The organism is Arthrobacter sp. P1_D12 (assembly GCF_056406175.1).
This window is the reverse complement of record NZ_JBFUAR010000041.1, coordinates 1-13,039: the sequence shown is the minus strand read 5'-3', so window position 1 is coordinate 13,039 and position 13,039 is coordinate 1. Positions and strand designations below refer to the sequence as shown.

Below are 13,039 nucleotides of genomic sequence, written 5' to 3'. Positions count from 1 at the left end.
CTCCGGAGGCGTGGCTGGCTTCGGGCCACCGGGAGGTGACCACTTTGCCGCGGGTGTAGAAGGAGACGCCTTCGGGGCCGTAGATGTGCTTGTCGCCGAACAGCGAGGCCTTCCAGCCGCCGAAGGAGTAGTAGGCCACAGGGACGGGCATTGGAACATTGATGCCGATCATGCCGACGTCGACGGAGCGCTGGAACTTCCGGGCGTTGGCGCCGGAGGAAGTGAAGATCGCGGTGCCGTTGCCGTAGGGGTTGGAGTTGATCAGCTTGATTCCCTCCTCCAGGTCCTCGACCCGGACCACGACCAGGACGGGGCCGAAGATTTCCTCGGTGTACGCGGACATTTCGGTCTTGACGTGGTCGATCACGGTGGGGCCGACCCAGAACCCGTCCTCGTGGCCGGGGACCACGAGGTCGCGGCCGTCCACCACCATCGCGGCGCCGGCCTGCGCTGCCTCGGTAACGGTCCTGACGATGAAGTCGCGGGAGTCTGCGCTGATCACCGGGCCCATGTCGGCGTCGGGCACGGTGCCGTTCTTGACCTTGACGTCCTGCGCACGTTCCTGGACTTTCTTGACCAGCAGGTCGGCGGCGTCACCGACGGCGACGGCGACCGAGATGGCCATGCACCGCTGGCCTGCGGAGCCGAATGCGGCGGCGGCCAGATGGTCGGCGGCGTTGTCGAGGTCGGCGTCGGGCAGGATGATCGCGTGGTTCTTCGCGCCTCCCAGTGCCTGGACGCGTTTGCCGTGGGCGGTGGCCACTTCAAGGATGTGCTTGGCCACCGGGGTGGAACCCACGAAGGAGATGGCATCCACATCGGGGTGGGTCAGCAAGCCGGAGACGACCTCACGGTCGCCGTGCAGGACCTGGAAGACGCCCTCGGGCAGGCCCGCCTGCTTCCACAGCCTGGCCAGCAGCATCGCCGCGGACGGCACGCGGTGGGAGGGCTTGAGGATGAAGGCGTTGCCGGTGGCGATCGCCATCGGGGCCATCCACAGCGGCACCATGACCGGGAAGTTGAACGGGGTGATGCCGGCGACCACGCCGACGGGCTCGCGGAAGGAGAAGACGTCGATGCCAGTGGAGACCTGGTCCGAGTACTCGCCCTTGAGCAGCTGCGGGATGCCGCAGGCGAACTCGATGACCTCGAGTCCGCGGCCGATCTCGCCCTTGGCGTCGGAGAGGACCTTGCCGTGCTCGGCCGTGATCAGCTGAGCAAGTTCCTCCACGTGCGAGGCGACGAGTTCGCGGAACTTGAACAGCACCGCGGTGCGCTTGGCGAGGGAGATGTCGCCCCAGGAATCGGCGGCCGCCCGCGCGGCGGCGACGGTGGTCTCCAGGTCTGCCCGGTTGGCCAGCCGCAGCTCTGCGGAGACGGCGCCGGTGGCCGGGTTGTAGACGGGCTTGGTGTCGGTTCCGGTGCCTGTTGCCTCGGCTCCGCTGATGAAGTGGTTGATGACGGTCATTACTGCTCCTGTAGTAAGTGGTGTTGCACGGCGTGAACCTGTTCGACGTTCCGTGGGAGTCCTGCGGCGAGGGATTCGTGGATGGCGAGCCGGACGGCCAGGTTCTGCTCAGTGAGTTGCCGGTGGACCACCTCGTGCACCGAGCTGCGGGTCCAGACGCTGAACCTTTCGATTTCGACCTTGAATGGGTCTTCGGTGACATCGAAGGCCTCGGTGCTGCCGTCCCTGAGCGAAACGGTCACCCGTGCCGGCTCTCCGGGGTTCGGGTCGAACGCCTTGTCGAGCGTGATGTGTCCCTTGGTGCCGATGATCTGGAACGTGTTCGTTCGGGGTCCTTCGAAGCCGCAGTCCAAGGTTCCAAGGACACCGTCGTAATCCAGGATCGCTGCGACGGTAGTCTCAACCGGGTCCGTGGGGCTGGTTCCTTTGGCGTAGACGCTGACGGGAGGCCGGCCCATGACCATATTCATGATGTCCACGGCGTAGCATCCGACGTCGTTGACGGCACCGCCCTCGAGGACCGTCTGCAGACGGACCTCGCCCGGGCTGCGGTCCATGACAAAGTGGAAACGCGCGTGCATGGAGACAATCTGGCCGATCCGGCCGGCGTCGATGAACTCACGGACTTTCTGGTGCTGCGGATGGAAGCGGTACATGAAGGCTTCCATCAGGCTCACGCCGTTCCGATCACAGGCGTCCACGACGCGGGCGTAGTCTTCAAGGCTCCCGACCAGCGGCTTCTCGCACAGTATGTCTTTTCCCGCCTCGGCCGCTGCGATGATCCATTCAGCGTGCAGACCATTGGGGAAGGGAAGATACACGGCCTCGATGTTCGGGTCGGCGAGGAGCTCTTCGTGCGACTCGTACACGGTCGGGATGCCAAATCGTGAGGCGACCTCCGCCGTGCGTCCGTTCGGGCTGCTGATCGCCGAGGCGACAGCATTTCGGGTCTTCTTCATCGCCGGCAGGAAACGGTCCTGGGCGATGCGGGCGGTGGTGAGCACACCCCAGCGCACTGCGCTCATGTGGCCAGCCCGGCTTCCAGTTCCCGGAGGAAGGCCACGGACTGCCGGACGTCCCGGACCGGGCCGTCGCCGGCGGGTACGGATTCCAGGATGGTGTCCTGTTCCATCGTGAACCAGCCGCCGTATCCGGCCGCGAGGAGGTCCCGGACAATGCCGGCAATTCCGACATCGCCTTGTCCCAATGGGACGTACATTCCGGTCTTGACGCCGTCGGTGTAGGAGATTTCACCGTTCTGGACCCGTTCGGCGACGGCCTTGTGCACATCCTTCAGGTGGGTATGGCCGATTCGAGAGGCATAGTCCCGGACGAGCTGTCCAGGATCCGTGCCGCCGATCAGGAGATGCCCGGTATCGAGGCACAGGTTCGCGGCGGTGTCGTTCAGGACGCGGTTGACGTCCGACGTCGTTTCGATCATGGTGCCGACGTGCGGGTGCACGACGGCCTGGATGCCTCTGTCAGCCGCCGCCTTGACGATGGCGTCGAGGTTTCGGCCGAACAGATTCCAGCCCTCGGCCTCGAGCTCGTGGCGCTGGTCATAGCCGTCTACCCCGGTTTCGGCGGCCAGGACCATGATGCTCGCGCCCGCCGCCTGGTAGGCGTCCAGTTCCGCTGAGACCGCCTGCAGCGGGTTCTTGGCGGCATCGTGCAGGATGACGGGGAAGAATCCTCCGATGGCCTGCAGGTTGTGTCGCTTGAGTACTTCCGCGCGTTCAGTTGCCTGTTCGGGCAGGAAGCCTGCGGGGCCGAATTCCGTCGCCGTGATGCCCAGGGCAGTCATCTCGGACAGTACGCGGTCTGCCTCCAGCTGATAGCCCCATCCGGGGACTTCGCACACGCCCCAGGAAATGGGGGCGGCGGCAAGGCGGCTGGTGATGGTGCTCAATCTGATCCTCCGTATACGTTTTGATCCCAGTCAATGACCGAGCCGGTGACGACTCCGCTCCTGTCGGAAAGGAGAAAGACTACAAATTCGGCGATCTCGTCCACTTGTCCGAGCTTGCCCATCGGCACCGAGGCGTTGGCTTGTTCCAGCCAGTCGTCTCCGGCGCCATGAAACTTCCTTTGGGTTTCGGCTTCGCCGTCGGTGGCGGTCCAGCCGATGTCCAGGCCGTTGATGCGGATCTTGTCCCAGCGGTGGGCGTGCGCGGCGTTCCGGGTTGCCCCGGCCAGCCCGGCCTTCGCCGCGACGTAGGGCGCCAGGTAGGGTTGGCCGCCGAGTTCGGCGATGGAGATGACGTTCACGATGCTGCCTGACGCACCGCGCTCACGGAGGTGCCTGATCGTTTCGGCCATGATGAAGAAGGGTGATTTCAGGTTGACGGCGATGTGCGCGTCGAAGAGATCCGGGGTGGTGTTCAGCATGGTTCCGCGGGTGGTCAGTCCGGCAGCATTTACGGCGCAGTCGATCCGCCCGAACGCGGCGATGGTTTCCAGTACCGAGGCCCTCGCCTGTTCGACGTCGGCCAGGTCGGTTTTGATGAAGCGGGCATCGACACCGGACTCTGTCAGCTCGGCGGCCAGCTTTTCGCCCGAGTCGGCGTTGCGCCCGGTCACGGCGACGCCGGCCGCGCCTTCGGCTGCCGCCCGGCGGGCAATGCCGGCACCCAGGCCCTGGGTGCCGCCGCTGACAAGGAGGACCCTGTCTTTAAGGAGTGGACCGTTCATTGGCTACTCCGCTCCGATTTTGACGGCGCGGCCGGACCTGGCGGATTCTTCGGCGGCATTGGCCAGGATGAGCGCCATCACCCCGTCGTCGAATCCCGGGCTGCAGGCGGTTCCCTGGCGGATGGACTGCACGAAGCTGTCCAGTTCGCTGCGGTAGGCCTGGGCGTAGCGCTCCAGGAAGAACGGCAGGTAGGCATCGGATTCTTCGGTGCCCGTGGCGCCGTACTTGCGCACGGTGGTCGGAGTCATGTTGCCGGCAGTCAGCAGACCCTCGCTGCCGAATGCTTCCAGCCGCTGGTCGTGGCCATAGGCGCTGTGGCGGGAATTGGTGATCGTGATGAGCTCACCTTCCCGTCCGCGCAGGGTGATGACCACCGAGTCGAAGTCGCCGGCTTCTTCGATGTAGTCGCAGAAAAGGTTCGAACCAGTTGCCGAGACTTCGATGATGTCCGGGACGAAGAACCGGGCCATGTCCAGGTCGTGGATGCTCTGGTCCCGGAAGATCCCGCCGGATGTGGCGATATAGTCCTTGGGCGCTGGGGCGGGGTCCCGGCTGGTGACGGTCAGCTGCTCCAAGCGTCCGATTTCTCCGGCTTCAACCCGTGCGCGGACGGAGGCGAAATTCGGGTCGAAGCGACGGTTGAAACCGAGCATGAGCGGGGTCTTAGTGCCGCGGATCTGGTCGCGGCACACGCGGACGCGGTCGATATCCAGATCGATGGGCTTTTCGCACAGGGCGGCGACGCCGGCGCCAACTGCCCTGGAGATCAGGTCGACGTGGGTGCTCGTCGGCGAACCGATAATGATGGCGTCCAGGTCCTGGTTGGCGAAGACCTCGTCAGCGGTTTCCACAGCCTGCGCCCCGGTCGCGGCGGCAAGGGACTGTGCGCCCTTGATGAACGGGTCGGCGATCCACGCCAGTTCCAGATCCGGGTGGGCGGCGATGTTCCGGGCGTGGACCTGGCCAATGCGGCCGGATCCGAAGAGTGCAACCTTGAGGGGGCGGTCAGCGGACATGCGTAATGGTCCTTTCTAGTTCTCCACAGGCGGGTGCGGCCGTGGTTGGTTGAGGGTGATGGATCGTCATGAGGTGGCCACCGCCGCCGGGCTGCGGCCGGCCAGGACGTCGACGGCGCCCTTGGCGGCGTCGCGGACGGTGTGGATCATGCCCTGCCGGGTGAAACCCATCAGGTGGGGTGTTAGGACGACATTCTGGTGGTCGAAGACGGGGTGGTGTGCGGGGGGTTCGGGATCGTAGACGTCCAGCCCCAGACCGGCGAGATGTCCGGTGAGGAGCGCGCCGTGGGCATCGTCCAGGTCAACGAGGCCTCCCCTGCTGCAGTTGATGAGGATGGCCCCGGCGGGCATCAGGGCGAGGCGTTCGGCGTTGATGAGATTGTGATTTTCCGGTGTCAGCGGCACGTGCAGGGTGACGAAATCGCTCCGGCGCAGCAGTTCCTCCACCGCGCCACAACGGATGCCGGCCGGGACGTCGGCGAACGGGTCGAAGGCCAGGACATTGAGGTCAAAGGCCTCCGCGATCCGGGCGACGCGGCGTCCGATGCGGCCGTATCCGATGATGCCGAGAGTGAACCCCTCGAGGTCTCCGACGTTCACAGAGGACCTCTCCTCCCAGCGGCCGTCCCTCACCAACGGGGTCAGGGTCGACAGCTTCTTCACGAGTGCCAGGAGGTGGGCGAAGACGCCTTCGGCGACGGAGGCGGTGTTGCTTCCGGGGGTGATCACGACGGGGATGCCGCGGCGGTTTGCCTCCGCGACGTCGACGAGGTCGGTGCCGACGCCGGTCCTGGCGATCACCCTTAGGGCGGGCATGCGGTCAAGGAGTTCACGGTCCACGCGGTAGGCGGCGCGGACGATTGCGGCGTCGGCCCGGGCGAGATCTTCCTCCGTGGGATTGTGAATCATTTGTTGGTGTGGGGCCAGCACCGGTTCGACCAGTCCGACCTCCACGTTGCCGAGAGCTACGACTATTTGGGGTGTGGTTATTGAAGCCATCGTCATCCTTGAAGATGTGAGGGTGCACCCCGTCGGCCATGGGGCCCGCGGGGGTGACTACGTGTGTGAAGTGGGTTAGAGGCCGAGCAGGCTGGACTTGCGGATGACCAGTTCAGGGACGATGGGCTGGTGGACGAAGCCTCCGCCGAAGTCGTGGTCCTGGATGCGCTGCAGGAGCGTTTTCGCCCCGGCGACGCCGATCGTCAAGCTGTCAGGATCTACAGTGGTGAGCCCGAGCCGGGGCATGGCGCCGAGGGAGATGTTGTCGTATCCGGTGATCGCGACCTGGAGTCCGCGTTCATCGGCTGCGGTCATCGCGCCCAGGGCAGCCAGATCGTTGATGCAGGCCAGGGCGGTGGGTCGCAGCCGGCCGGACGCGCCGAGCGCCCGCTGGGCCGCAACATACCCGGATTCCTGGGAGAAGTCCGCATCGACAACGTGGATGTTCCGTCCCAGCCCATGGTTTTCCATGGCGGCGGCGTAGCCGCTGACACGCGCCGCCCCGACCGAACCGCCGAGCCCGCCCAGATGTGCGATGCGTTCATGGCCGAGGCCGACGAGGTGGTCCACAACCATGGAGATGCCGTGGGCATCGTCGCTTCGGACGACGTCGGCTGTGTCGATGTAGTCCGGGCCTCCACCGGCGAATACGACGGCTCCCCCCGAGACAACGCGGCTGAACGGCGCTTTGTCCGGAACGGTTCCAATCACGAGGAGCCCGGCGACCCGCAAATCGCGGAATGCCTGGAGGATGGACAGGTCCACTCCCCCGCCGGACGCCGCCGACGCCGTGACCGCGCTGAAGAGCACGGTGTGGCCGGCCTCCTCCAGCACCGGCCGTGCGGCGTCGACGACGTCGAAGGCCCAGGGGTTGTGCAGGTCGCTGACCAGCACGCCGATGGTCCCGTTGCTGCGGGTTGCGAGCGACCTGGCGGCCGTATTGAGCTCGTAGCCGAGCTCCTCCACAACTTCCAGCACCCGCTGGCGGCGTTCGGCGCTGACCCGGGGAGAGTCACGCAGTACGAGTGAAACCAAGGACTTTGATACGCCGGCGCGTTCGGCCACGTCCAAGATCGTTGGCCGCCGGGCGGATGCAGTTGCCATGGTTAGGCCCGCGCCGCTGTTGTGCCGTGGATTTCCTCGATCTTCTGCCACTGACCGGACAGTGAGGAAGCTTCGGCGGCGCTGACGATCGCGGCCGCGGAGGCGGCATCATGGATGTTCGAGTTTTCCTGGGCGCCTCCTGCGACGGCGACGAGGAATTTCTTCGCTTCGATGACCTTCAAGTCATCGAAGCCCATGCTGTTGCCGGGCCCGGGCTGGAAGTAGGCGTAGTCGCCATGGCGGGGGCTGGCGTTGACGGTGGTGTAGCCCTGCTCGTCGTTGCTGCGTCCCAGGCAGACCTTGAGCTCGTTCATGCGTTCAAAGTCCCATTTGAGCGAACCTTCGGTTCCGTAGACTTCGATCTGGTAGCCGCATTCGGGGCCCACGGCGACGCGGGAGGACTCGATGGTGCCGACTGCTCCTGCGCCGCGGGCGGACGGGCCGAAGCGGACCAGCGCGGCTGCGTAGTCCTCATTTTCAACCTCTCCCATTTCCCCGTTTTCGATCACTGCGAAGTGCGTTGCCGAGCCCATGGCGAGCTTTGGCCGCTGCGTGTAGACGGTGCTGGTGAGCGCGGTGACCTCGGCGATGGGTCCGACTACATATTGGCACAGGTCGGTGGCGTGGCTGAACAGATCGGCCAGCACGCCGGTGCCGGCGAGTTTCCGGTCGAACCGCCAGGACAGGGCGCCGTTGGGCTCGGAGGCGTACCCGGAGAAGAACACGGCCCGAACGTTGGTCACCCGCCCCAGGCGCCCGGCGGCGATGAGCTCGCGTGCGTGCTCGACGGCGGGGGCGTGCCGGTAGTTGTAGCCGATGGAGGTCAGCACTCCGGCCTCCACTGCCGCTTCCTGCACGGCGGCTGTTTCTTCGTAACCGCGACCGACCGGCTTTTCGATCCAGAAGTGTTTTCCGGCCTTGGCGGCGGCGATGCCGATCTCTGCGTGGAGGAAGTTGGGTGCGCAGATGGAGACGACGTCGACGCCGGGGTGGTTGAGGACATCGTGGTAGTCGGCGGTTCCCTCGGCGTAGCCGAGAACGTCGCGGGCGAACTGGACCCGGCTGGGTTCGGTGTCGGCGGCGATGACGAGCTTGGTCTTCAGTCCGAGTTCGGGATAGACGTACGGTACGGCTTGGTAGGCCCGCGAGTGGAGCTTTCCCATCCATCCGACGCTGATGAGGCCGACGCCGATGGTGCGAGATTCTAGGCTCACGTTCTTGCCTTTCTTTTTGTGTTGGTCAGTTGCGGGCGGTTGCGAAGGCGTCACGGAACGCCGCCGCCATGATGGTCGAGTCGGAGCCGATGGCGACGAACCGGAAGCCCTGCCGGACGTACTTGGCAGCGCCCGGGCCGTCCACGGCCAGGATGCCCGCCGCTTTCTTGTGCAGCTGGGCCGCCGCGACGACGCGCTCCAGGGCTTCCTGGAAGACGTTGCTGTCCAGCTGCAGCGGGACGCCGAGCGCGTAGGACAAATCCAGAGGTCCGACGAAGACGACGTCGACGCCGTCCTGGGCGGCGATGTCTTCGACCGACTCCAGCGCTTCAAGGGTTTCGATCTGGATGATTCCGAGGGTTTCCTGGCCGGGTTCGGTGAGGGTCCGGCGGTCCATGCCCCAGCGGCAGGCCCGGTTGTACGTGGCCACGCCGCGGTCTCCCCGGGGCGGGTAGAGCATGTGCCGGACCGATTGTGCGGCCTGGTCGACCGTGTTCAATCGGGGAACCATGATCCCGGCAGCCCCCTGGTCCAGCACGCGGCCGATGCGGATGCGGTCTCCGGATTCGACCCGGACGATGGTCGGCACGCCGTAGCTGCCGGCGGCCACGACGCCGTCGCGGACCGCATCTTCACCTCCGGAGCCGTGTTCGAGGTCAATCAGCACCCAGTCGGCGCCTGCTGCTGCGCAGACTTCGGCGGCAGTGGCCGATGACATTCCCACGAAGGTCCCGATGGTGACTTCGCCGTCAGCCAGCCGCCGGCGCAGCTGTCCGGAATCCAGCGGTCCGGCACCCAGCGGTCCGGGGCTCATCCGAACCACCGCTGGCGGCCGCGGGCCTGCTCGTAGTCGGCGCGGAGGGTGCGGACCCATTCCTGTCCGGATACTTCCGCAGGAGCCACATCCCACCAGACGTCGCCGCCGGGCAGGTCCACGTGGGGTACCGTGGGGACCACGATCACGACGGGGCCCTGGGTGTCCCGGGTCGAGGTCAGCGCCTCGCGGACCTCGACGGTCGTGGTGGCCCTGAGAGCCAGGGCGCCCAAGCCTTCGGCAATCTGGCGGAGGTCCACCTTGAGGTAGGCCCCGTCGAGCCGGGCCTTCGGGGCGTCGGCGGCTGCGACGCTGCCTCCCGTAGTGCGGTAGCGGAACTCGTTGCCGAATTCCTTGCCGGTGCGGTTCATCTGCAGGCGGTGGATGACCTGGTAGCCGTGGTTTTCGGAGACGATGACCGTGACGTTGAGCCCTTCCTGCGCGGCGGTAAGGATCTCCGTGGGTGCCATCAGGAAGGTGCCGTCGCCGATGAAGGTGACCACGCGGTTGTCGTTGTTCCCTTCCGCCAGGCGGACGCCCATGCCGGCGGCGATTTCGTAGCCCATGCAGGAGAAGCCGAACTCCAAGTGGCAGTGCCTGTTCCCGGTCGCGTCCCACACCTTCTGCAGGTCACCCGGCGGGCCGCCCGCCGCGGCGATCACGGTGTCGCCGGAACGCGCGTGTTCCTGCATCAGGCCGATCAGTTGCGGCTGGGTGAGGACCGCCCCGGTGACCGGTGCGTGCGGGTGGTCCGCGGGATTGTAGGCGGTGTCTGCGTCCAGCCATTGTGTCCGAATGGGGGCCCAGAGGGCTTTCTCTGCCTGGACGGTGTCCTGCCAGGACTCGGCAGTGCTGTGGCCTTCCAGCGCCTGGGCCAGGGCTTCGAGTCCCAGCCGGGCATCGGCAAGGATTCCGGTGGCGCCCTGCTTGCGGGTGTCGGCATCGACGACGTTAAGTGCCGCGAACTTGACGCCGTCGTGCTCGAAGATCGACTGTGAGCCAGTGGCGAAATCGGTGAGACGGGTTCCCACGCTGAGGACAAGGTCGGCCTGCTTGACCAGGGCGTTGGACGCGAAGTTGCCTTCGAGCCCGACCCCGCCCACCTGCCACCATTCGTCCTTCGTGACGGCGCCCTTTCCGCCGAAGGTTTCCACTACTGGAATACCGACCTGGCCGGCCAGGTGCTCCAGGGCCGCGTGGGCATCCGAGTAGTGGATGCCGCCGCCGGCGATGATCACAGGCCGTTGCGCAGCCCTGATCAGCCCGGCAACATCCTCGATTTCGGCCGGGTCCGGCAGCGGGCGCCGGATCTTCCAGTCCCGGGGGGCGAAGAATTCGGCCGGGAAGTCGTAGGCGTGGGATTGCACGTCCTGGGGCAGGGACAGCACAACGGCGCCGGTATCCGTGGGGCTGGTCAGTACGCGCATGGCCTGCGGCAGCGCGGTCAGGAGCTGCTCGGGACGGGTAATGCGGTCAAAGAAGCGCGAGACGGGACGGAAGGCGTCGTTGACGGTGGCGTCCGCTTCGGTCGGGTGCTCCAGCTGCTGCAGGACAGGGCCCTGATGGCGGGTGGCATACGTGTCTCCGGGCAGGAGCAGGAGAGGGACCCGGTTGACGGTGGCCAGTCCGGCCGCCGTCACCAGGTTCAGGGCACCTGGGCCGATGGAGGCGGTCACGGCCAGGACGGCCTGGCGGCGGCTGGCCTTGGCGTACGCGGTTGAGATGTGCGCCATGTATTGTTCGTGGCGGCCCTGGATGAAGGGCATGTCATCGGCCAGTTCGTCGAACGCCTGGCCCAAGCCGGCGACGTTGCCGTGCCCGAAGATTCCCAGGGCCGCGGGGACGAGGCGCCGCCTGACGCCGTCGGCGACGGAGTGCTGTACGGACAGGTATTTGACGACCGCCTGGGCGGTGGTGAGCCTGATGGTCTGTGAGTTAGTGGTCATTGCCTTATTCCAGAAGTCGAGGGGTTACCAGGGGCGTCCGTGCAGAATGACAGTTTTTTCTTCGGTCATTTCCTGCACTGCGGAGCGGACGCCTTCCTTGCCGACGCCGCTGCCCTTGAGTCCTCCGTAGGGCATGAGGTCGGCACGCCACAGGGGCGTCCAGTTGATGTGGATGTTGCCGGCGTCGATCTGCCGCATCGCCTGGATGCTGCCGGAGATATCGCTGGTGAAGATTCCGGCGCCCAGGCCATAGTCGTTGTCATTGGCCAGGGCGATGGCTGAATCGAGGTCGGATGCCGACGTAACGGCGACCGCTGGTCCGAAGAGTTCGTTGCGGCTCAGCGGAGAGCGCGGATCGACGCCTGCGACGACGGCCGGGGTGACAACAGCTCCCCGGCGGTCTCCGCCTGTGAGCACTTTGGCGCCGGAATGCCGTGCTTCGTTGATCGAGGAGTGGACGCGGGTCGCTTCCTCTTCCGAGATCAGTGACCCGAGCCGGGTCTCGGCTTCGCGTGGGTTGCCCATCGCGATGGCTTCCACCTTGGGCACGAGGGCGTCGAGAAAGTCCGCTTCGACCCGGCGGTCAACGATGACCCGCTGGACCGAGATGCAGACCTGGCCGGCATTGATGAATCCGCCGGCTGCCACGGCGCTGGCAGCCAGTTCGATGTCGGCGTCCGGGAGGATGATCACCGGGCAGGAGGCGCCAAGCTCCAGGGAAAGCTTTTTGACACCGGCGATCGAGCTGATCCGGGTTCCGGTGGCGGTGGAACCGGTGAAGGAGACTTTCCGCACCCGAGGGTCTGTTACGAGCACGTCGCCCAGGGTGCTGCCCGGACCGGTCAGGACGGACAGCACCTCCGGCGGGAGACCTGCATCGACGAAGCACTGGGCCAGCTTCAGTGCGGTCAGCGGAGTCGCGCGGGCCGGCTTCAGCACGACGGCATTTCCGGCGGCGAGAGCCGGCGCGATCTTGTGCAGCACCAGCAGCGCGGGGTAGTTGAACGGGGTGATGGCCACGACGATGCCCACAGGCTGCCGGAGCGTGAAACCGATCTTGTTCAGGCCAGTGCCGGCGTTGGCATCCAGTGGAAGGGTGGAGCCGTAGAGCTGGCTTCCCTCGTAGGCGGCCAGGCGGATGATGTTCCCCGACCTGCTGGCTTCTCCCCGGGCCTCCGTGATCGGCTTACCAGTTTCGGCACTGATGGTCTGGGCAATGTCCTCGGCACGTTCGTCGGCCAGGGCGGCTGCGCGCAGGAGGATGTCCACCCTCACGTGTGCCGGCGTGGACCTCTGCAGGTGGGCGCCGATCTCGGCACGGTCGAGGGCGGCCTCGGCATCCTGGACCGTAGCGACCGGAACCGTGTCAATGACCCGGCCGTCAAAGGGAGACCGGACTTCCTCGGTCCTGCCGTCGGCGGCACCGCGCCAGGTTCCGGCGATTAGCATTTGCATGGTTGCTCCATCTGGGTGGAAGAGCGGCCCTCCCGATTCCCGCAGGAATTGAGGTCAACCGTTCCGTTCTTGAAATTGATCTGTCTACTTCGGCGCTGCGCCGGAGCCGGGGGAAGTGCGGGGCCGGCGCCGTCAGTGTCTGCCGATGCTCTGGCGTTCTGAATCGACGTCGGCGACCTCGGCCTGGACTTCTTTGACGACGTCGCTGTGGCCGCCGAGTTGTTCGAGTTCGTGGGCGAGTTCGGCGAGTTCTGCGCCGCCGGCCATTTGGGCGGTGAGCTCGTCGAGGGTGATGTCTTTTTTGTCGTAGTAGCCGATCGATTTGCCGCGT

General features: G+C 66.0%; 11 protein-coding genes and 1 pseudogene. All 12 read right to left on the bottom strand.

The window, feature by feature from the left end; translation table 11 throughout:
* Positions 1–1,468, bottom strand: a 1,468-nt coding sequence (locus AC1DZV_RS21470; protein WP_476954534.1) for a CoA-acylating methylmalonate-semialdehyde dehydrogenase, incomplete at its 3' end; no start/stop codon positions are given.
* Complete coding sequence (locus AC1DZV_RS21465; protein ID WP_476954533.1) at positions 1,468–2,493, bottom strand: Gfo/Idh/MocA family protein; 1,026 nt, start codon at positions 2,491–2,493, stop codon at positions 1,468–1,470. The genes AC1DZV_RS21470 and AC1DZV_RS21465, both read right to left, overlap by 1 nt.
* Positions 2,490–3,377: a sugar phosphate isomerase/epimerase family protein gene (locus tag AC1DZV_RS21460; protein ID WP_476954532.1), complete on the bottom strand. Its 888-nt coding sequence runs from the start codon at positions 3,375–3,377 to the stop codon at positions 2,490–2,492. The genes AC1DZV_RS21465 and AC1DZV_RS21460 overlap by 4 nt, the downstream gene beginning before the upstream one ends.
* Complete coding sequence (locus tag AC1DZV_RS21455; RefSeq protein WP_476951780.1) at positions 3,374–4,159, bottom strand: SDR family oxidoreductase; 786 nt, start codon at positions 4,157–4,159, stop codon at positions 3,374–3,376. Before AC1DZV_RS21455 ends, AC1DZV_RS21460 begins: the two co-directional genes overlap by 4 nt.
* A 3-nt stretch (positions 4,160–4,162) precedes the next feature.
* Positions 4,163–5,176 carry an inositol 2-dehydrogenase gene (gene iolG / locus AC1DZV_RS21450; protein ID WP_476954531.1) on the bottom strand — a complete coding sequence of 338 codons (1,014 nt, stop codon included), beginning with the start codon at positions 5,174–5,176 and terminating at the stop codon, positions 4,163–4,165.
* A 66-nt stretch (positions 5,177–5,242) separates the two neighbouring features.
* Positions 5,243–6,175, bottom strand: a complete 933-nt coding sequence (locus AC1DZV_RS21445) for a hydroxyacid dehydrogenase (RefSeq protein WP_476951782.1) — start codon at positions 6,173–6,175, stop codon at positions 5,243–5,245.
* A gap of 75 nt (positions 6,176–6,250) precedes the next feature.
* A complete protein-coding gene (locus AC1DZV_RS21440; protein WP_476954530.1) occupies positions 6,251–7,240 on the bottom strand; it encodes a LacI family DNA-binding transcriptional regulator in 990 nt (329 codons plus the stop codon).
* Positions 7,241–7,281: 41 nt separating this feature from the next.
* Positions 7,282–8,493, bottom strand: a complete 1,212-nt coding sequence (locus AC1DZV_RS21435) for a Gfo/Idh/MocA family protein (RefSeq protein WP_476954529.1) — start codon at positions 8,491–8,493, stop codon at positions 7,282–7,284.
* Between the two features lie 25 nt (positions 8,494–8,518).
* The gene (locus tag AC1DZV_RS21430; RefSeq protein WP_476951785.1) at positions 8,519–9,307 is read right to left on the bottom strand and encodes an HpcH/HpaI aldolase family protein; all 789 of its coding nucleotides are present in this window, start codon (positions 9,305–9,307) and stop codon (positions 8,519–8,521) included.
* Complete coding sequence (iolD, locus tag AC1DZV_RS21425; protein ID WP_476954528.1) at positions 9,304–11,253, bottom strand: 3D-(3,5/4)-trihydroxycyclohexane-1,2-dione acylhydrolase (decyclizing); 1,950 nt, start codon at positions 11,251–11,253, stop codon at positions 9,304–9,306. Before iolD ends, AC1DZV_RS21430 begins: the two co-directional genes overlap by 4 nt.
* 24 nt (positions 11,254–11,277) lie before the next feature.
* On the bottom strand, positions 11,278–12,708 hold the full coding sequence (locus tag AC1DZV_RS21420) for an aldehyde dehydrogenase family protein (protein WP_476954527.1): 1,431 nt from the start codon (positions 12,706–12,708) through the stop codon (positions 11,278–11,280).
* A gap of 132 nt (positions 12,709–12,840) precedes the next feature.
* Positions 12,841–13,039 (bottom strand): annotated as a pseudogene (locus AC1DZV_RS21415) (sugar ABC transporter ATP-binding protein); the annotation flags it as partial.

Coding starts and splice junctions, on each gene's coding strand:
- AC1DZV_RS21465 (WP_476954533.1), bottom strand. CDS start 2,493: ATGAGCGCAGTGCGCTGGGGTGTGCTCACCACCGCCCGCATCGCCCAG.
- iolG (WP_476954531.1), bottom strand. CDS start 5,176: ATGTCCGCTGACCGCCCCCTCAAGGTTGCACTCTTCGGATCCGGCCGC.
- iolD (WP_476954528.1), bottom strand. CDS start 11,253: ATGACCACTAACTCACAGACCATCAGGCTCACCACCGCCCAGGCGGTC.
- AC1DZV_RS21430 (WP_476951785.1), bottom strand. CDS start 9,307: ATGAGCCCCGGACCGCTGGGTGCCGGACCGCTGGATTCCGGACAGCTG.
- AC1DZV_RS21455 (WP_476951780.1), bottom strand. CDS start 4,159: ATGAACGGTCCACTCCTTAAAGACAGGGTCCTCCTTGTCAGCGGCGGC.
- AC1DZV_RS21445 (WP_476951782.1), bottom strand. CDS start 6,175: ATGGCTTCAATAACCACACCCCAAATAGTCGTAGCTCTCGGCAACGTG.
- AC1DZV_RS21420 (WP_476954527.1), bottom strand. CDS start 12,708: ATGCAAATGCTAATCGCCGGAACCTGGCGCGGTGCCGCCGACGGCAGG.